20 protein-coding genes and 1 pseudogene are annotated in these 17,548 nt (G+C 67.4%); 6 read left to right on the forward strand and 15 right to left on the reverse strand.

Annotation, left to right across the window (positions count from 1 at the left end; all coding sequences use genetic code 11):
• Positions 1-43: 43 nt before the first annotated feature.
• The 3 genes from QFZ82_RS16120 to QFZ82_RS16130 are packed head-to-tail and all read right to left on the reverse strand — an operon-like array spanning position 44 to position 1,667.
• Positions 44-982, reverse strand: a complete 939-nt coding sequence (locus QFZ82_RS16120) for a hypothetical protein (protein WP_307713840.1) — start codon at positions 980-982, stop codon at positions 44-46.
• Between the two features lie 29 nt (positions 983-1,011).
• On the reverse strand, positions 1,012-1,464 hold the full coding sequence (locus tag QFZ82_RS16125) for an ATP-binding protein (protein ID WP_307713841.1): 453 nt from the start codon (positions 1,462-1,464) through the stop codon (positions 1,012-1,014).
• Entirely contained in the window at positions 1,464-1,667 is a 204-nt protein-coding gene (locus QFZ82_RS16130; protein WP_307713842.1) for a hypothetical protein, read from the reverse strand. Before QFZ82_RS16130 ends, QFZ82_RS16125 begins: the two co-directional genes overlap by 1 nt.
• Positions 1,668-1,842: 175 nt before the next feature.
• Here QFZ82_RS16130 and QFZ82_RS16135 point away from each other — a divergent pair, with 175 nt between their 5' ends.
• Positions 1,843-2,697 carry a helix-turn-helix transcriptional regulator gene (locus QFZ82_RS16135; RefSeq protein WP_307713843.1) on the forward strand — a complete coding sequence of 285 codons (855 nt, stop codon included), beginning with the start codon at positions 1,843-1,845 and terminating at the stop codon, positions 2,695-2,697.
• Positions 2,678-2,977: a DUF397 domain-containing protein gene (locus QFZ82_RS16140; protein ID WP_307713844.1), complete on the forward strand. Its 300-nt coding sequence runs from the start codon at positions 2,678-2,680 to the stop codon at positions 2,975-2,977. The genes QFZ82_RS16135 and QFZ82_RS16140 overlap by 20 nt, the downstream gene beginning before the upstream one ends.
• A 694-nt stretch (positions 2,978-3,671) precedes the next feature.
• Here QFZ82_RS16140 and QFZ82_RS16145 read toward each other — a convergent pair.
• Positions 3,672-4,238, reverse strand: a complete 567-nt coding sequence (locus tag QFZ82_RS16145; protein ID WP_307713845.1) for a TetR/AcrR family transcriptional regulator — start codon at positions 4,236-4,238, stop codon at positions 3,672-3,674.
• A 117-nt stretch (positions 4,239-4,355) separates the two neighbouring features.
• Between QFZ82_RS16145 and QFZ82_RS16150 the strand changes: the two genes are divergently transcribed.
• The gene (locus QFZ82_RS16150) at positions 4,356-5,147 is read left to right on the forward strand and encodes an alpha/beta hydrolase (RefSeq protein WP_307713846.1); all 792 of its coding nucleotides are present in this window, start codon (positions 4,356-4,358) and stop codon (positions 5,145-5,147) included.
• A gap of 168 nt (positions 5,148-5,315) precedes the next feature.
• Here the strand turns inward: QFZ82_RS16150 and QFZ82_RS16155 are convergent, their stop codons facing one another.
• Positions 5,316-6,704: an SMI1/KNR4 family protein gene (locus QFZ82_RS16155; RefSeq protein WP_307713847.1), complete on the reverse strand. Its 1,389-nt coding sequence runs from the start codon at positions 6,702-6,704 to the stop codon at positions 5,316-5,318.
• 211 nt (positions 6,705-6,915) lie between these two features.
• Between QFZ82_RS16155 and QFZ82_RS16160 the strand changes: the two genes are divergently transcribed.
• The 3 genes from QFZ82_RS16160 to QFZ82_RS16170 all read left to right on the forward strand — a co-directional run bounded on the left by QFZ82_RS16160 (position 6,916) and on the right by QFZ82_RS16170 (position 8,897).
• Entirely contained in the window at positions 6,916-8,136 is a 1,221-nt protein-coding gene (locus QFZ82_RS16160; protein ID WP_307713848.1) for an FG-GAP-like repeat-containing protein, read from the forward strand.
• A gap of 102 nt (positions 8,137-8,238) precedes the next feature.
• Entirely contained in the window at positions 8,239-8,469 is a 231-nt protein-coding gene (locus QFZ82_RS16165; protein WP_307713849.1) for an antitoxin, read from the forward strand.
• Positions 8,466-8,897: a type II toxin-antitoxin system VapC family toxin gene (locus QFZ82_RS16170; protein ID WP_307713850.1), complete on the forward strand. Its 432-nt coding sequence runs from the start codon at positions 8,466-8,468 to the stop codon at positions 8,895-8,897. The genes QFZ82_RS16165 and QFZ82_RS16170 overlap by 4 nt, the downstream gene beginning before the upstream one ends.
• 164 nt (positions 8,898-9,061) lie before the next feature.
• Here QFZ82_RS16170 and QFZ82_RS16175 read toward each other — a convergent pair whose 3' ends face one another.
• The 10 genes and pseudogenes from QFZ82_RS16175 to QFZ82_RS16220 all read right to left on the reverse strand — a co-directional run bounded on the left by QFZ82_RS16175 (position 9,062) and on the right by QFZ82_RS16220 (position 17,492).
• Positions 9,062-9,583 carry an SMI1/KNR4 family protein gene (locus QFZ82_RS16175; RefSeq protein ID WP_307713851.1) on the reverse strand — a complete coding sequence of 174 codons (522 nt, stop codon included), beginning with the start codon at positions 9,581-9,583 and terminating at the stop codon, positions 9,062-9,064.
• A 65-nt stretch (positions 9,584-9,648) separates the two neighbouring features.
• Positions 9,649-10,131, reverse strand: a complete 483-nt coding sequence (locus QFZ82_RS16180) for a hypothetical protein (protein WP_307713852.1) — start codon at positions 10,129-10,131, stop codon at positions 9,649-9,651.
• 89 nt (positions 10,132-10,220) lie between these two features.
• Complete coding sequence (locus QFZ82_RS16185) at positions 10,221-10,526, reverse strand: hypothetical protein (RefSeq protein WP_307713853.1); 306 nt, start codon at positions 10,524-10,526, stop codon at positions 10,221-10,223.
• Complete coding sequence (locus QFZ82_RS16190) at positions 10,526-10,963, reverse strand: DUF1877 family protein (RefSeq protein WP_307713854.1); 438 nt, start codon at positions 10,961-10,963, stop codon at positions 10,526-10,528. The genes QFZ82_RS16185 and QFZ82_RS16190 overlap by 1 nt, the downstream gene beginning before the upstream one ends.
• Before the next feature lie 228 nt (positions 10,964-11,191).
• The gene (locus QFZ82_RS16195; protein ID WP_307713855.1) at positions 11,192-11,680 is read right to left on the reverse strand and encodes a hypothetical protein; all 489 of its coding nucleotides are present in this window, start codon (positions 11,678-11,680) and stop codon (positions 11,192-11,194) included.
• Positions 11,681-11,834: 154 nt separating this feature from the next.
• Positions 11,835-11,972, reverse strand: coding sequence for a hypothetical protein (locus tag QFZ82_RS16200; RefSeq protein ID WP_307713856.1), 138 nt, complete (start codon positions 11,970-11,972; stop codon positions 11,835-11,837).
• Positions 11,973-13,007: 1,035 nt separating this feature from the next.
• Positions 13,008-13,457: an SMI1/KNR4 family protein gene (locus QFZ82_RS16205; protein ID WP_373429420.1), complete on the reverse strand. Its 450-nt coding sequence runs from the start codon at positions 13,455-13,457 to the stop codon at positions 13,008-13,010.
• A gap of 719 nt (positions 13,458-14,176) precedes the next feature.
• Positions 14,177-14,632 (reverse strand): hypothetical protein, encoded by a 456-nt coding sequence (locus tag QFZ82_RS16210; RefSeq protein WP_307713858.1) that lies wholly within the window; start codon positions 14,630-14,632, stop codon positions 14,177-14,179.
• 28 nt (positions 14,633-14,660) lie between these two features.
• Positions 14,661-16,025, reverse strand: coding sequence for a polymorphic toxin-type HINT domain-containing protein (locus QFZ82_RS16215; protein ID WP_307713859.1), 1,365 nt, complete (start codon positions 16,023-16,025; stop codon positions 14,661-14,663).
• A gap of 233 nt (positions 16,026-16,258) precedes the next feature.
• Positions 16,259-17,492 (reverse strand): annotated as a pseudogene (locus QFZ82_RS16220) (IS4 family transposase).
• Between the last annotated feature and the right edge of the window lie 56 nt (positions 17,493-17,548).

Raw genomic sequence — 17,548 nt, forward strand, 5'->3', positions numbered from 1 at the left:
TCACCCCGGCGGACATTCCCGGCAACTCGGCCGTCAGGGGGTGTCACGGCCGGTCCTCGCTCCCGTAGCTCTGGAACCAGTGGGTGCCGAAGTAGCGGGCCGTCGAGAAAGGGTGCTCCCGTTCGGTGAGCATCCGGAGGACGAACTCGGCGGTCGTGCCGTCGAACCGGACCCACGAGTCGGGAATGTCCTCGGTCACGAGGACGGGCCACTTGTCGGGGTCGGGGTCCTCGGTGAGCCAGTAGAACTCGTCCGCCTGCTCGGAGCTCGCCCACTTCAGCAGCCCGCCCGGCGCCGGATACACCTCGTACGGCGCCCACAGATCGCTCCTGCGCGTTCTGGCCCACTCGCCCAGCCACTCGGCGTGCCGGACGATGTCCCCGCTCTCGAAGGCCGCGTCGGGTACCTGGAGTTGGAGAAAGCCGTCGAAGGCGCCCGCCCCGAAGAGCTCGGCGAGCCGCTTGTAGTCGCTCGGCAGCGCGGTCCCGAGCCGGGTCTCGACCGCCGCCCAGTCGACCGTGCGCATGCGGGTCGTGTCCCATCCCGTGACGGCGACGACCCCGTCCACCCAGGACGTCAGCTCCGCCGTCTGCGCCGCGGGGTCCTCCCGTTCGGCCACCAGCGCCACGAGCCGGACATCGTCCCCTGCCCGCGCGCTGCCGCATCCGATCCACCGGTCCGCGAACGCCCATCCGCGCATTTCCACGATCCGCTCGCCGAACGGGGCCAGCAGCGGCAGCCCGGTCCGCGCGGTCACCGTCGGATCGGCGAACCCGCCCATGGCGAGGTTCCGCGGCCGGCCGTACCGCCCGCCGAGCGCCTCTTGGAGAGCGGGAAGGCCGATCGCCTCCGAGGGCGCGAGGCATATGTGCCCCGAAGGATGCCCCGGCGTACCGCAGTTGAGGTCGCCCGTCCCGGGGGCGGCCACCCGGTGGACCGCCGAAAGGAGTTCTTCCAGGCGGAGCTCTTCACGTTCGTCCATGACCGGAATTGAAACGGACGCCACCGACATCAACCGCCCGCGGTCGCGTCATGAGGTCGCCCGTGACGAACAGCGCCGACCTGATCCCCACCCGGATACCGGACTACGACGGCGTCCCTTCCCGACGGCCGGGCCGGCAGCTCGCACCACACGGTCTTGCTGCCGGGCCCCTGTTCCACACCCCACCGCAGGGTCAGCGCGTCGAGCAGCGCAAGGCCCCGGCCCGACTCGTCGTCATGTGCGGCCTTGCAGAGGACTGGCCGGACCCGGGGGTCGGAGTCGGTCACCTCCAGGCGCGTACGGCCGCCGTCGCAGGACACCCGGACGGTGACGGGGACGCCCTCGCCGACGTGGCGGATCACGTTGGTGACGAGTTCACTCGCGCAGAGCTGGAGGTCGGTGCCGTAGTCCCGGAGCGCGCGACGGACGCCGGCCACGGCGGCCGCGGTGGCGAGCAGCTCCAGCGTCAGGGGTGGTCGCATCACGCAACTCCCTTGCGCAGGGCGGTGGTGAGGGCGCGGGCGGTGGGCACGTTGCAGTTGCCCAGCGCGATCAGCGGCCGGGCCGGGTAGCGGGCGGCGAAGGTCGGGAGGTCGACGCCGAGAGACGGGAGCGTGATGCCGTGCGCGGCGAGTGCGGCTCGCAGCTCCTCGGCGCAGTCCTGGGCGTCGGGTTGGTCGTGCATGGGGTTCACACCTTCCAGTGCGCTCTGTGACGAATCACTCACACACTGCCCACCGGGCACGTAGCTTGAAAAGTGTTCAGGCTCCCGGCTGTGAACTGCCCCGATGTGCGGCGAAGTTGGTACGGGCCGGGGAACGCCGGGAAGCGGGCGGTAAGCGGCACAGGGACGGTGGACGATGGGGCAGCGCAAGGACATCGACGGCTCGGCGAGCGTCCCGACCTTCTACGGCAGCGAGTTGCGCTGGAAACGGGAGGAGGCGGGCCTGACCCTCCAGCAACTGGTCGAGGGCAGCTTCTACGGCCCCAGCCACCTCAGCGAGATCGAACGCGGCACGCGCCGGATGCCGGCGGAACTGGCCGAGCACGTGGACACCGTGCTCGGCACGGACGGCTTCTTCAAGCGCCGCTGCGAGGACGTGCGGAAGGCGAAGCGGCGGGGCCACGCGAGCTACTTCGAGCGAGTGCTGGAGGCGGAGAAGCACGCCAAGGCCATCGAGGAGTGGTGCCCCACCTTGATTCCGGGCCTGCTCCAGACCGACACCTACGCACGTGCCCTGGTGAAGGCAGCCATGCCGCTGGCGCTGGACGAGGAGGTGGAGGAAAAGGTCAGTGCCCGGATGGCACGGGCCAGTCTCTTCGAGGACAACCACAAGACACCGATGTACTGGGCGATCCTTTCCGAGGTGCTGCTGCGCCAGCCGGTCCTGCCGCCGGAGCAGTTCGCCGAACAGTTGGAGCACATCGCCGCGCTGGCGCGCCGCCGCCGGATCGTTCCCCAGATCCTCCCGTGGAACTGCGGGCCGCACCCTCTCATGATGGGCATGGCCAAGGTCATGACCTTCCCCGACGCCCCGCCGTTGGTCTACTTGGAGTCGCAGCACAGCGGGGACACCATCGACGATCCGGCCCTCGTGGAGGAGTACCGCAGGTCGTACGATCTGCTCAGGGCCGCCGCAATGCCGCCGGAGGCGTCCCTCGCCATGATCGAGGAAGCGGCTGAGGATGTTCGAAATGGCAAGCACCAGGATTGACTTGAGCACCGCCGTCTGGCGCAAGAGCACCTACAGCAACGGCACCGGCGGGGACTGCGTCGAGGTCGCGGAGGCGTTTCCCGGTGCCGCCCAGTGGCGCAAGAGCACCTACAGCAACGGCGACGGCGGCGACTGCGTCGAGGTGTGCGACGCCCACACCGGCGTCGTCCCCGTCCGCGACTCCAAGGTCCCGAGCGGCCCGGTCCTCACCGTCACGGCCCCGGCCTGGACGTCGTTCGTCACGTCCCTCAAGTCCGGGCCCAGGCACAGCGTTTCGTAGCCCGGCCACCGGACCCGGCCTTCCTACGGCCGTCCCATCCCTCCCCCATCGCACGCCCGATCGTGTCGACGACGGTGAAGCAGCCCAGGACGAGGACGGCGGGACGGCGACCACCAGGAATGCCACCTTCACGGCGGACAGCCCTACCTCTGCCGGGACGGCCCACGCGCGGGTATCGGCCGGATGTCAAGGAGCCCGCACACCACTACGCCCGTCACCAGGAAGCCGGCCATGGCCGACAGCAGGGCGGCCTCTCCATACGACCGAGGGGTCAGCCTGAGTGCGAGGGTCGCGCCGGCGGCTCCGGCAAGGACCGCACAGCCGAGCCTGCCGACCATCCGGAGGGCGGCACGCCCGTCCCGCGCGTGAGGCCGTTCGTCCAGCGCGTCGCGGCCCGCAAGCGCGCACGCCACTGCGGCAGACAACGCACCTGCTGCCAAGCCCAGTTGCGGGTGTTCCGAACAAGAGCCCGTAGCGCACCGCCAGGGCCGGCACGAAGAACAGGGTCAGCCAGCGGCGCAGGGCGTGCACCACGAACGACAGGGTCGACGTCGCGGGCCTGTGACGCTCCGTTCTCGTTCTCGTCCTGGAGGAGTCTCGTCATGCTGACGTTGCCGTCAGCGTGGTCGCCGGAACGACATCCGGCGGGGCTTCCTCGGTGCCGAGCGGCGTGGTTCGACGGTCGGACGATGGGTCAGTTCGCCCGGAGCAGGGACCGTGCGGTGCTGCGCAGGTGGGTGCGGACCGCGTCCTGGCCGTCGAGGTAGCCACCTGCCATGGCACCGTCGCGCAGCAGCACCAGGGCCGCCGCAGCCGCGTCCGGTGTCGGGTGGCCGCAGGCGCGGGCCAGTTCGGCCAGCGTCTTGCGGAACCAGGCGCGGTGCGCCGCGATCAGCTGTCGGACCGGGTGCTGCGGGTCCGGGTACTCGGCGGCGGCGTTGATGAAGGGGCAGCCACGAAAGCCCGGCTCACAGATCTCTTCGGCAAGGCCCGCCACCAGCAGTTCAACGACGTGGGCAGGGTCCTTCGCGGCCGCGGCCGCCTGCGCCGCGCGGGCGCGGATGTCCTCGTCACGCGTGTGGAGGTAGGCCAGGACCAGCTCGTCCTTGCCGTGGAAGTGCCGGTAGAAGGTGGCCTTGGTGACCCCCGCCATGGAGATCAGCCGGTCCACCCCGACGGCCTGGATGCCCTCCGCGTAGAACAGCTCCGCCGCAGTGTCCAGGAGGCGCTGGCGCGGCTTGACGGAAGTCTCGGTGCTCATAGACGCAAACCTAACCGACACATTTGTCCCGCCGGTTTGACAGCAGCCGTTGGGCAGCCCAGGCTAGACAGAAAGAACGGTCTGTCTACTAAGGGCCGTCGATTTTAGGGAGCCTCCATGCCCGCACAGGCCATCCTGCTCGTCCACGGCCTCTGGATGACACCGCACAGCTGGCAGCCCTGGATCGAGCGCTACGTCGCACAAGGGCACACCGTGCACGCCCCGGCCTGGCCCGGCGTCTCAGAGCTCGGCGAGCCGCTCGACCACGACAAGGCCCCCGCCGGGCTGGGCGTGAAGGAGATCGCCGACCACTACGAGGCGTTTCTGCGGACCCTGCCCGAGCAGCCTGTGATCATCGGCCACTCCTTCGGCGGCCTGGTCGCCCAGATCCTGCTGGACCGCGGCTGGGGCCGGGCCGGTGTCGCACTCCACCCCGGCCAGCCGCGCGGCGTTCTCGGCCTGCCGCTGTCCGCGCTGCGCGCCGCCTGGCCCGTGCTCGGCAACCCCGCCAACCTCAACCGCACCGTGGCACTCACCGAGCGCCAGTTCCACTACGTTTTCGCCAACACCGTCTCCGCGGAACAGGCCGCCCGCGAACGTGCCGCCTGGGCGATCCCCGGGCCCGGCCGTCCACTCTTCCAGGCCGGCCTGGCCAACCTCACACCCAAGGCACGGGCGGCCACCTACGTGGACTACCGCAACGACGCCCGCTCCCCCCTGCTGCTGGTCGCCGGCACCGCCGACCGCATCGTCCCGCCGAGCGTCGTACGCGAAAACCACCGCCGCCACCTGCACTCCGAAGCGGTCACCGAGTACCGCGAGTACCCAGACCGCGACCACGGCACCTGCTTCCACGAGGGCTGGGAACAGGTCGCGGACGAGAGCCTGGCCTGGGCCGCGCAGTGGTGACGGCTTGTCCCAGCTCAGCGCTTCCCTTCGGAAGGAGCCGCACACACGTCGGTTTGAGCAGGTCGGGTGAGTGTCAGGACGGCTTGGACGAGGCTGGGGATGCGGGTGGTGCTGCAGCGGAGTTTCCGCTTCCGGTCATCCGCCGCTGCAGCGGTCCGCCGCCGCCGGCTACGCCGCGGGGCCGAGGCGGCCTTCGAGGACGGTCCGGGTGATCCGGGGACGGTCCCACAGGGCGAGGAGTTCGTTGGCGAGGGCCACGATCGGGAGCGGGTGCCGGTCGCCCTTCACCTCGATGACAGCGGCGGACACACTGCGCGGGACGGCACCTGCGTCGAGCAGGACGCGCCACTCCTCCGGCCCGAGGCCCAGGTACTCCAGCCCGGTCAGCTCGGCGATCTCCAGCGGATCGGCGAGCGTACCCGGGCTGGCCCTGAGGGTCCGCAGTCGAGGCAGCCCGACGACGGGGGCGAGGCCGAGCGGCTCGCCCTCCCACACGCCGATGCCGAGGACCTCCAGCTCGGGGTGGGCGGCGGCCTCCACACTGTCCAGGCTTCGAACGTTCACCCGGGCCACCACGGGCGGCTGCTCCCAGGGACGGCCGCCGCGATCCCGCCTGCGCCGGTCCAGCACCAAGTCGGTGACGGAGTCGGCGATCAGCTCCGCGCCGACGTTCTGCTCGTGGCCGATCATGATGATCTGCCCGGTGTGTCCGGCCGGGCCCGGTGTCAGGTCGACCGCCATCCGGTCGCCGCCGCCGTTGTCGCCGAAGACGATCCAGCCGGGTGAGCCGACCAGCCCCTGCACCGCGGCGTCCGGGGAGGTGACGACCGCCTCCGTCGCCGCGTATCGCCAAGGGCAGAGGCGGGATTTCGCGTCCGCGATGTACAGCCCGTCCAGGGCGAAGAGCTCGCATCCGACCGCGTCGGCGACGCGATCCTCCGCCTCGTAGTCGTAGTCGTCGCCCCAGTCCTGCCATCTCGCCCGTGTCACCCGGTAGAGCACCTTGAGCTCGTCGGGCAGCACGACGCCGAGGCGCGCTTCCGTCTCGGCGATCTCCGCCTCGGTGGCACCGATGGCGTCGGGAAGCCGCTCGCGGAGCGTCCGCTCCAGCAGTGTCAGGTCCGCCGACGGCGCCGGTCCCGCGCCGGGCACCGGCTCGGGAAGACGACGCCAGGGCTCGGGGACGGCGCCCTCGACCAGGACCAGCGCACCCAGGTAGGGACTGCCGATGTCGGACTCCACGGCCGGACCCGCGTCGAACAGGTTGAGGACGGTCTTTCCGTCGGGCCCGCTCTCCACCATGAAGGAGATGCCGTCCATGCCGTCGGCCCTGAGCGCGTGCTGCACCCGCTCCACGGCATCGAACTCGGCCTGCATGTCCTCGACCAGGAGGGCCTGTCCCGGTCGGGGGTCCGGCCACCGCACGGGCACGCTCCAACTGCCGTGGCTGATATGACCGGTCAGGTAACCACCCGGCGCGGCAAGCCGCTCCGTTTGGTGTGCCTGAACGAGCCGCAGCAAGGGCTCCCAGGTCGCGAAGTCGTGTATCGAGGGCAAGGTGGCCTCCGGTCATTCGGTTGGTCGCAGGGGACGTGATCGTCGGGCAAGGTCGCCGCTCGGGGCGGGGCGGCTCAGGACCTGGCGGTGGGGCCGCCGGTCAGCGTGCCCCGGTACGGCAACGCCCGCGATGGCGTGATTAGGTCGGCACGGTATCTTCCTCTCGCGGCGCGTCGAGCGTCTCTCCGCGCCGCGTCAGGGAGGGAAAAATATGCGCGTATCTCTGCTTCGGCGCCTGGCCGCGATGGCCACGACGCTGGGGCTCACCTCGCTCGGGCTCCTCGGCGCGGGCGCGGCGCCCGCACAGGCCGCGATCAGCGACTGCCCGGCGGGCTATTTCTGTGCCTGGAAGAGCGACAACGGCACAGGCACCATGTTCAAGACGAACACGAACAAGGCGACGCTCGGCACCTGGGACAACACGTTCCAGACCGTCGTGAACCACACGTCCAAGTTCGCCTGCCTGCACGACGACCCGAACTACGGCCAGGCCGGCGGCGTCTCCGTGTGGGCCCCCGACCCCGCGGGTACCGAGTGGGGCCACTCGGACGGCTTGGTCAGCTCGGTGAGGCTCGTCCCCACCGAGCGGGAATGCATCCTCCCGCCCTACCCGGAGTGGTACGCGACGACCGCGCCCCAGGCGGCGGGCTTCGGTGACCTGAACGCCGACCTCCGGGCCGACGTCCTCGTCCGGGACAAGGCGGGCCGTCTGTGGTTCCTGCCCGGCGACGGCACCGGGCGGCTGGTCGGCACCAGCGGCTGGAACGCCATGAACGCCCTCGTCCGGCACGGCGACTTCAGCGGTGACGGCCGCGAGGACGTGATCGCCCGCGAGGCGTCCACCGGGAAGCTGTGGCTGTACCCCGGCACCGGGACCGGCAGCCTCGGTACGCGCAAGCTCATGGGCAACGGCGGCTGGAACGCCATGAGCCGGATCGTCGCCTACGGAGACCTCTCCGGCGACGGCCGCTCGGACGTGCTGGCCGTCGAGAAGTCCACGGGCAAGCTGTGGCTGTACCCCGGCACCGGCGCCGGCACCCTCGGTGCCCGCAAGCTCATCGGCACCAGCGGCTGGAACAGCATGAACGCCCTGGTCGGGGCGGGCGACATGAACGGTGACGGCCGTGCCGACCTGATCGCACGCCAGGCCTCCACCGGGAACCTGTACCTGTACCCGGGCAGGACCGGAGCCCTCGGGTCCCGCGTGCTGATCGGCAACGGTGGCTGGAATGTCATGGACACGCTCCTGGGCCTGGGCGATGTCACCGGCGACGGCTATGGCGACCTCGTCACCACCACCAAGAGCAGCTATGTCGGCGAAGCATGCCGTGGCGTCGGCTGCCAGCTCGTCTACCCGGGCCGCGGCACCGGCGCGCTGGCCTCGCGCGTGGAGACAGCCACCGACTGGTGGAACCTGAACGGCTTCTTCTGATCCCACGGCTCCTCCAGGGAAAGGGCCTCCGCTTCCGGGCGGAGGCCCTTTTCCACGAGCGCCGAGCTTGCAAAATGCAAGCACTGCGACTAGTTTGGTTGCATGGCCACTCTCTACGTACGCGACCTGCCAGAGGAAGTCCTCACCGAGCTGAAGATACGGGCCGCACGCAACCACCAGTCGCTCCAGGCATACGCCCGATCCCTTCTCGAACAGGAGGCGGCCACCCCCGCTATCGAGGACGTGGTGGCCCGCATCCGGGCACGGGCTACGGCACGCCTTTCCACAGGCGAGGTGCTCCAGGACATCGACCGCGGAAGGCGACACGAGTGATCGCCATCGACGCCGGGGCGCTGGTGATGCTGCTGGCCGACGCCGGCCCCGTGGGAGAGGCGCTGCGCGACCGTGTCCAAGGCGAGCGGCTGCTCGCTCCCTACCTGGTCGACATCGAGGTGACGTCGGCACTGCTGGGACGCCATCGCGGCGGCAAGCTGACGGATCGGGAGCTGGAAGACGCACTTGCCGCGTTCGACGACCTGCCGATCCGACGTCTTGAGCATGTGCCCTTGCTCCCCCGTGTGCGAGAGCTCTTCACCAACCTGTCGGCTTACGACGCCACTTACGTGGCTCTGGCCGAAGGGTTCGACGTACCGCTCGTGACCAGCGACGGACGGATCAAGGACGGCGCGCGGGCGAAGCAGGCCAAGTGCGCGGTCGAGGTGTTCAACGAGAAGACGCTGCCCCCCGCAAGGAGCGGCTGAACCACCCGACCGGGAACCCGCTCTCAAGCTGCGCTGCGCCGACGTGGTCGCGCCGGCTCCATTGAAACGAAGACCGCGGCAACCGCGTCGAGGTCTGCCACGCGCCGCTCACATCGCCCCCGTCCGCGGCTCCAAGGTTCCCCCACGGCCCGGCCCCGACCGTTTTAGGGCAGGAATTCCCAGAACGGGCGGTCAGGCGCGAGGTTGCGAGAACACACCGTCACGTCCTCACCCCTGAGATAAGCCAACAACCACTCGCTGAACGTCATCTCGTAGAGAGTGTGGGCCGGACTGTCGAGCTCCTGAACCAGGACGCGCCAGGGCGACGAGGGCTCATCAGGAACGCGAAGGAACACCCATTCCCCGGTCATGGCCGACGCCACCGGCATCAACTCACCAGGGTTCGCCCCTACCGGACTGGGCAGGAACTCCGCCATGCCCTCCTCGCGCCAGAGCTCGAGATCCTCCCTGATGGTTTCTCCCAGACTGTGCAGAAGATGGCCTGCGGGGTGCTCCAGATACAACTGCCCGTTGATCACGATCGAACCGTAGGCGTTCACGATCTCACGGAAGTCCGCAGGGAATTCGACACCGAATTCCTGCTCCATTTCGATCCAAGACGCCGGATGCGACCAGTTGAACCGTGGTTCGCCCAACAGGGCTGTGATCTCTGGAAGCGTTGCCACCACTAGGTCCTTCTGGCACGTCGAGCCGATGTCCGTCTTGGAGTTGACCGTAGTACAGGAGAAAGTCAGTCGCCCGAGTAGCCGAAAATGCCCAAGTGGGTCGGCTCCGGCTCGTCACCGGCGTACAGGACGACGCACACGCCGGTCCACCGCATGCGGCACTCGTCCATCAACGTCTCCTCCGGGTCGGGCCGGAATCTGCTGACCGTACGGGCATGGGCGAGCAGTTCCCCGAACCGGCCGGGCGTCGGCCGATCGGTGCCGAAGTGGCGCACGATGCGGTCATGTGCCATCGGACGCAACGTCCCGTAGTCCTCGAGGTTGTGCGGCGACGGGGCGGCGGTGGAGTGGACGACGCGCTGGATGTCGAGGATCGAGTGGGTCCCTTCCTCACTCATGAACTCCTCGTCCTCCCACAGCTCCTCGAGGCTCTGGTACGTGTCGTCGTCGCCGTACAGTTCCTCGAAGACCTGCCGGTGCAGAACCTCCAACGACTCCTCGGCACTGCCTCGGTACGGAGTGACGTACTCCCAATGACTGGCACCCATCTCGCGCCCCTCCCGGTGACCTGTGAGACCTGTGAGCCCGGCGCGATCCTAGAGACGAGCACGGACAATGCCGTCCTGCGCCCCGCCGTTCACGAAACGTGCGGTGGGACGAACGGGCTCGGCACCTTCGTCCAGACGACCACCATGAGACCCAGGTCCACGAGACACAGCACCCAGGCACTGCGCCACCTGCGGGCCACCACGGCCGTGACGGCGAGAAACACCGCCGACCCGACCAGGCAGACGAAGGCGCCGGCGGCCGTGTCGGGATCGCTGGTGGGGGTCGTCCGAGAGCCCACGGCCGGAAGGGCCAGCACCAGCAGGCACAGCGCGCCGGGACCTGCCGCGCACGCGCCGCGCAGCCAGAGTCCGGCTCTGTGGTTCCCTGGCCGCATCAGGCGTACACCCGCTTGGCCACGGCCTCGTTTGCGGCGGCAGCCCTCTTGTAGAACTGGCGCAGTTCGCCGATGTGCGCCAACAGCGCCTCGACCATCCAGTCCGGCGCCGCACCGACCGTCCTGGCGTCCAGCCGGGACCGGTGCCGGCGGAGCAGGTACCGGTCATCGACGCCGTCAAGGAACGTGGACGCCGTCTGGACCATCTCCGGCCTCAAGAGCAGCAGTACGTCCAGGTGCTCGTCGAAGGTCGCGAGGTGTTCCCCTCCGAGGACCGGCAAGCACTCGGCTCCCATCGGCGGGAAGCCCTCACCCGTGAGGAGAACGTTCACCATCTGCCAGTCCTCGCCGAGGCTGCACAATATCCCGGAGCCGATCTCCTCCTGATACCGGTCGTTGTCCAAGGTCCCGGCGAAGCCCCGCTCCAGGTGATCCACCCCCTTCTCCACATCACGGACATGAACGCGGCGCATTCTCAACGAGGCACCCAAGCTTCTGCTCCTTGAACCAGCATGATGTCGATGTTCGGCGGGCTCGCTCCCGAGAGCCGCTCGAGGCACCCGCCACGTCGGCCAGTCACGAGCGCTGAGGAGTCGAGCAGACGCCCCGGAAGTCGGCCGGCAATGTGGACGGTAGGGTGCCACGCCGGATGGCCCGCTGCTGGATCAGCCTGATCCAGCAGCGGAAAGCACGGCCCGGCCCATGACGAACACCGGCATATCGGTATCGAAGACGGACACACCCAGACAGAAGGGCCGCCCGGCGAGCCGCCATTCAGACCACTCGACGAAGTTGAGGTCGTCGAACGACAGGTCGTCCCACTGCACCGTCTCGATTCGGCGGGCGATACCGGAGAGCAATTCGTCCCGCAAAGAACGGAAGTAGAGGATCTGCCCCGCCGCCGCATCCTCCAGGGCCTCGCTGCCCCGTTCCTCGAGGTCTTCCGGGGCGACCTCACGGAAGACGAAATCCGCGAGCCACTGCCCCTCCCCCATCGAGAGGAAGAGCGTGATCCCGCCGGATTCCCATTGCCGGCAGTAGGGCGGGGCGGTAGACCCCGCGGGAGCCCATCCCAAGCTCTCCAGCGCCTTGTTCAGGCCCTCGAGATCACCCGGGAATCCGCCCTCGGCAGCGGTGATGAGCGTGGCGCTCACTCTGCCCGTTCTCATCTGCGTCCCGTCCGCTCCTCTGCCCGGCTGGAATCGACCGGCCGCACCTCAATCGGCTCCTCTGCGTTGAGGTGGAGAACATAACCCGCCTCTTCATCGCCCAAGTCGGGCAACGGACAGACCGCGATGCCCGAACAGTTCAGCCACAGCCTGCTGGAGGAAGCGTCTTCTCGTTGAACACCTCGAGCACGCACGTGGCCTGCTTCGCATGCGCGCCGTCCTTGATACGTCCGTCGCTGGTGACGAGCGGTACATCGAACCCTTCGGTCAGAACCACGCAGGTGGCGTCGCAAGCGGCAGTGCCGACGTTACCTAGATGTCGACCAGGTAGGAAGCGAGCAGCGCTCACCCTGGACGCGGTCGCCGGCGACGCCGAATGTCAGCGTGGCATGCCATTGTGGCGGCCGGACGAAGCCAGGGAAGGAGCCGAGGTGGCCTCGCTGGGGGAACGGTTGCGGCATCGGAAGACCGAGGTCTTCGAGGGCGCGCTCTGCGACGCTGTGATGGACGGCCCTGCGGGCGAGGCCGAACTCGTAGCGGCATTGAACGATCTTCCTCCGAGCCGCCACGTGTCTGTGGTCGCGGTGCTGGGCGATGCCCAGGGCTCTGCGGGTCCACAGGCGCTGCGAAACGTCCTGACGGCTGAGGGTATGTCGCGGGATGTGCGGTGTGCGGCGGCACTTGCGCTGGCCAAGCGATGCGGGCCGGAGGCGTCGGCTGATCTTGCGCAGGCTCTGTCAGCCCGTGACGCGGTCCTGAGGAACTACGCCATGTTGGGCCTCGCCGGCGCGGGAGACGACAGTGCCTGGGACCAGGCGTTTGTCCGCTTGAGGCAGATCTTGCGCCGTTCGGAACCGCCCCCTGGCCTCCGCTTGCAGCACCTCTCAGTGCAGTCGCAAGTGGCATCAGCGATCTGCTATCTCGGTCGGCATCTCGATGGTGCTGGTGGCGAGCGCAGTGTTCGGTTTGTGGGTGAGGTTCGCGAACACTGGGATCGATTGGGTGCCGCTGAACATGTGTGGCTCACGGAGATGTGGCCGGGGTGCGTGCCAGATGGGCCACCAGCAGTTGAGGTTCTGCCACCGGAGGGCAGGCGTCTGGAATCCTGGATTCGTGATCCTCTCTTTGGTCCGGTGCACTGACGTCCAGTCACGATGATTTTCCCTTCCTCGCCTTGTATGCAACCCTTCGGAACAGGGATTGCTACTGAATCCCTGGAAGCGATCAACAACGTGGATCAGGTGATCACGGGGAGATCCTCACACGGTGGTGCCTCCTGTCACCAGGACAGGAGGCACCACCGTGTTCATTTTCAGGGCAGGAATTCCCAGAACGGGCGGTCAGGTGCGAAGTTACGGGAGCACAACGTCACATCCCGCCCCTTGAGATAAGCCAGCAACCATTCGCTGAACGTCATCTCGTAGAGAGTCCAGGCCGGACTGTCGAACTCCTGGACAACAACGCGCCAGCGCGACGACGGATCACCGGGAACGCGAAGGAATATTGCTTCCCCCGTCGTGGCCGTCGCCACCGGCATCAGTTCCCCGGGCTTCGCTCCTACCGGACTGGGCAGGAACTCCGCCATGTCCTCCTCGCGCCAGAACTCGAGATCCTCCCTGATGGTTTCTCCCAGACTGTGCAGAAGATGGCCGGCGGGGTGCTCCAGATACAACTGCCCGTTGATCACGATCGAACCGTAGGCGTCCACGATCTCACGGAAGTCCGCAGGAAATTCGACACCGAGTTCCCGCTCCAGTTCGATCCATGGCGCCGGGTCCGACCACCGGTACGCCTTGTCGTTGTAGACGCCAGTCGTCTTCTTCTTCGACTACTGTAGAACCCAAAATGAGGGCGGGGCTTCCCTTTCCACCGTTCGGCATTCGCTTACGACCCTACCCGCAGCCATGCACACGGCTACGCGCAGTTCACCGAACCAGCCGGTGCCGTTCATCAGCGAGTCCAAGGCGAACTCAGCCACTCACCGCAAAAGGCTCCGAATCACCCCATTCGCAATAAGCGGTTCCATTCCTGATCTCACTCTCAACCGCCTCAAACAGCCGTGACGGATCACTTGACTCCGGAAGGTTCGCTACATGACGATCCCGGCTCCACTCAGAAAGGAAGTGACCAGAAATAATTACGGACCGGAGAGCGTCTCGCGAGCCGGGGCGTTGACCGGAGGGCGCGGATCCGTGAAGAAGACCCGGAACACTTTCCTTCCAGATCGCGACAGAACGCCAGACACAAATCGCCGCCGGTCAGGGCGTGACGGCTCAGGACCTGGCGGTGGGGCTGGAAGCCAGGCGGCATGATGACCTCCGTGACGAACAGCGCGGAGACGCACCTTGCCCGGATACGCCAGAGTGCGTGGTTGTGCGACTGGATCCGTGATTGTTGCCGCCGCCTCAAAACCGAGAAAGCCCCGCCGAATTGATCGTTCGGCGGGGCTTCCTGGTTTCTTCTGAGTCGTACCCGAATTACCTATGCCCCGTACCCGGGTGCAGCAATAAGGACCGACTCGAAGTATCGCCCATCGTCATCGCCAGAGATCTCGGGAAGCGTCCTCCTCCAGAGCCCGATGAAGACATCGGGGGCCGAAATATTCAGCTCGTCCTCTTCAATTTCGAGCCGTACCATTTCGGATAGTCTCGAGATGACGACGTCGGCAGGTTCCTCGAACAGAGACAGGCCTCGGAAAATGACCTGAACGTCTCTCCCGGGGCGGAACAGCTCAATGGCGCGCACTACTCCGCTGCGATCGAAATCAAGAGAAATCGACAATTCGGAGTCGTAGTGAGCAAATCCCTTGTTTCTGACCTCCCCCTCGGCGGGAGGAACGAACCCCGGCAGCTCCTTCAGGGCCTGCTCGGCAGCTTCGATCGGCATGCCGATCTGGATGCTGCCAAACCCCCGAGGGGGGTCGAGATCGATGACCATGAATGACCTCCAGGACATCTGCGATGGACTACCACAGGGTCAATTGCACGTGAACCTGTCGTGGGACGCCGCGCAGTGCTTGGTACTGCGCGTTTCCGGCTAGAGCGCCAATCATATCGCCGATGGCGTTGTTGTACTTTCCGGGGAAGCGCGTGATGACGTCATTGATGTCATTCATCATGGCGTCATCAATGCGGCCGGACCTTACAAGGTCCGTCTGCATCATCTTCCAGGCCTTGGGCTCTGGGCGATTTCCTTGCCCCGTCGACCAGACCTGCCGATGGTCCGCCTTGTCCATCTGGATCGCCGGTCCCTTGCCGTACGAGATAGCCGTTCCGGTTGAGGCGTCCTGAGGCATGTGGTTGATCTCTTGGGGGCCCTTAAAGCCCGGCTGGTTCGCCGGCTTCAGGCTACCGTGCGTCCCGCCGACGTTACTTTTACCGCAGTTGTGAACCAGGACGGGAGCGCCGCCTGCGAGCACGTAGTACGTGTGGACGCCGTCGACGGTGAGGTTGTGGAGGCGCTGTGACCCGTGGGTCTCATCGATCGCCGTCACCTGGGCCCAGGTGCCGGCTGAGGTCTGGAGCCACATGCCGGGCTCGAGGTCCTCCGCGTTGACCCACTTGCCGAAGTCCGGCAGCCAGAACGGGTGCTCGTCCGTAGCCGTGATGGTCTCGGGCTTGGCGTCGCCGTCCTTGCCGTCGGGGTCGACGGTGAGGGTGATCAGGTGCTTGATACCGCTGTGGTCACGGGTGTCGGTGACCTCGCGGGCCTGCAGGTCGCCGGTCTCCGGGTCGGAGGCCAGGACGTACTCGCCCTCCTTCAGGTCCTCGATGTTCTTCGTGGACCCGTCGGCCATCAGCACCTTGGTGCCGGGGACGAAGCTGTTCTTCTTCGGCTTCTTGACCGGACAGCTGTCGCCCTTCTTCGGGGCCGGCTTACTCTCGGCCTTCTTCGACTTGGGCTTGGGCTTTGCCTTCGTCTCGTCCTGAGGCTTCTTGTGCTTCGGCTTGGCGTTGGACGCCTTGTTGCCACCCTTGATCGCGTCCGCGGCCTTCGCGCCCTTCTTTGCGTACTTCGCCGCCGTGGCAGCAGCGCCGATGCCAGGGATCGCCGCGGCCATCGACAGCGCCGCGTCCGCGTAGTTGCCCTCGGCCGCGTACCACACGCCGTTGGCGACGCCCGCGACCTCGCCGATCACCGGCACCATGCCCGCCACGTCCAGGGCCGCGTGGCCCACGTCCGAGAGCGAGACGTCGAAGCCGAAGAGGTGACCGTCGAGCTCCACGAAGGAGATCGGGTTGCCGCCCGCGAACGCGTACCGGTTGCCGGTGTACGGGTCGGTCGCCAGGCCCATGTCGTCCAGCGCGCCGCCGTATCGGGGGCTCGGCACTCCCTGTCCCCGTCCCGAGAGACGGGCCTCTAACCTCAATACCGGTAACTTAGGGTGTTTTTGTTCGCTTGACCCGTTTGGGCTTGGTGGCATCGACCACGGTGATGGCCGGAACGCGTGGGTGGTCTGTAACGCGGTGGGCGGCGCGTTTGAGGGGCCAGCTGGCGATTTTGCGTTTGATGACGCGGGGGTTGGACCGGCGGCGTCGCGGTGGCAGGAGGCGTTCGAGGAGTTCAGCGTGGGTGGCTTTGATGGCGCGGGCGAGTCTGACGGGGGGAAAGTGCCGCCTGGTCGGTGACCTGGCGGTGCACGACGCGCAGTGAGCGGGTGAAGGAGATCCGGTCGGGGTCTCGGTCGGCTTGTTGTGCGGCCTGGTGCATCAGTTGTCGGATGGCGTGGTGGACGAGCAGGAAGCCGTAGAGTTCCTGCTCGGCTCCGTCGGGGTGCTGGGACCGCAATACCAGGTGCGACCCGCCCAGGTGGGTCTTGATTTCGTCGAGGGTGGACTCGAACTCCCATCGCTGGGCGTAGAGGGCGGCGAGTTCCGCGGCGGGGGCCTTGTCCGGGTCAAGGATCGTGGTGATGAGCCGGTAGACCCCCTCGTGGCCGGTGATGGTGTACTCCACCGCGCGCACCGGCACCCCACGACGGGTGTGGTGGATGTCGCTCCGGTCGAAGATCTCGGTGAGGTAGGAGCCGTCCGACAACTGCTCGACCACCGGCAGCACGAGGTCTTTGCGGACTCGCCACAGCAGGTCCGCCCCAGTCGCCGCGGCATTGCACCACAGGTCCACGCCGTAGAAGCCACGGTCGGCCAGCAGCAGCAGCCCCGGCCGCAGGAACACCAGGACCGCCCGCGCCAGAGCCTGCTCTCCGGCGCGCAGAGCTCCGATCGCAGCGTCGAAGACGGCTTGGGTGCCGCATTCCACCAGGCCGACCATGCACAACTGCGGGTGGCCGACGTTCTGTTCGACCCGCCCGGAGCGGGGCGGACGGCCGAACCGCCTCCACATTCGCCTTCGTGTCAGGCAGGTCGAACGTGGTGCCGTCGATCGCGGTCAGCCGCCAGTCGCGGTAGAAGGCGCCCTGAGTGTCCCGTGAGGCGACCGGACGGCACACCCGCGCGAACAACTGCCGCAGAGGCGCCACACTCAACCGGGACCTGGCTTTCCAGATCGCAGCCGTACTCGGCACCGCCCACGACGCATGCCAACGCCGCGCACCCTGCAAACCCGCTGTCAGCAGTCGGGCGACCTCCTCATAGCTCTGCCCCGAGAACAGGCACATCGCCAGCACGAAGTAGACCACCAACCGGGCCGGCAACAGCCGGCTCCGCTGCTGCACCCGGCCCGTCTCCGCCAACACCTCGTCAACAAGCGACTGAGGAAACGCCTGGGTCAGCACCCCGACCGCGACCCGGTCCGACAGCCGCTCACCAGATGACTTCAGCTGACCTGCTCTTGGCACACCAACAACAACGACCGGATTACACCTAAGTTACCGGTATCGAGGCTAAACGGCAT

The organism is Streptomyces sp. V4I23 (assembly GCF_030817975.1).
Lineage (GTDB): Bacteria > Actinomycetota > Actinomycetes > Streptomycetales > Streptomycetaceae > Streptomyces.

What these genes read in the sequence shown, in the direction of transcription:
- QFZ82_RS16120 (WP_307713840.1), bottom strand. Translation starts at nt 982, where the DNA reads ATGGACGAACGTGAAGAGCTCCGCCTGGAAGAACTCCTTTCGGCGGTC.
- QFZ82_RS16125 (WP_307713841.1), bottom strand. Translation starts at nt 1,464, where the DNA reads ATGCGACCACCCCTGACGCTGGAGCTGCTCGCCACCGCGGCCGCCGTG.
- QFZ82_RS16130 (WP_307713842.1), bottom strand. Translation starts at nt 1,667, where the DNA reads ATGCACGACCAACCCGACGCCCAGGACTGCGCCGAGGAGCTGCGAGCC.
- QFZ82_RS16135 (WP_307713843.1), top strand. Translation starts at nt 1,843, where the DNA reads ATGGGGCAGCGCAAGGACATCGACGGCTCGGCGAGCGTCCCGACCTTC.
- QFZ82_RS16140 (WP_307713844.1), top strand. Translation starts at nt 2,678, where the DNA reads ATGGCAAGCACCAGGATTGACTTGAGCACCGCCGTCTGGCGCAAGAGC.
- QFZ82_RS16145 (WP_307713845.1), bottom strand. Translation starts at nt 4,238, where the DNA reads ATGAGCACCGAGACTTCCGTCAAGCCGCGCCAGCGCCTCCTGGACACT.
- QFZ82_RS16150 (WP_307713846.1), top strand. Translation starts at nt 4,356, where the DNA reads ATGCCCGCACAGGCCATCCTGCTCGTCCACGGCCTCTGGATGACACCG.
- QFZ82_RS16160 (WP_307713848.1), top strand. Translation starts at nt 6,916, where the DNA reads ATGCGCGTATCTCTGCTTCGGCGCCTGGCCGCGATGGCCACGACGCTG.
- QFZ82_RS16165 (WP_307713849.1), top strand. Translation starts at nt 8,239, where the DNA reads ATGGCCACTCTCTACGTACGCGACCTGCCAGAGGAAGTCCTCACCGAG.
- QFZ82_RS16180 (WP_307713852.1), bottom strand. Translation starts at nt 10,131, where the DNA reads ATGGGTGCCAGTCATTGGGAGTACGTCACTCCGTACCGAGGCAGTGCC.
- QFZ82_RS16185 (WP_307713853.1), bottom strand. Translation starts at nt 10,526, where the DNA reads ATGCGGCCAGGGAACCACAGAGCCGGACTCTGGCTGCGCGGCGCGTGC.
- QFZ82_RS16210 (WP_307713858.1), bottom strand. Translation starts at nt 14,632, where the DNA reads ATGGTCATCGATCTCGACCCCCCTCGGGGGTTTGGCAGCATCCAGATC.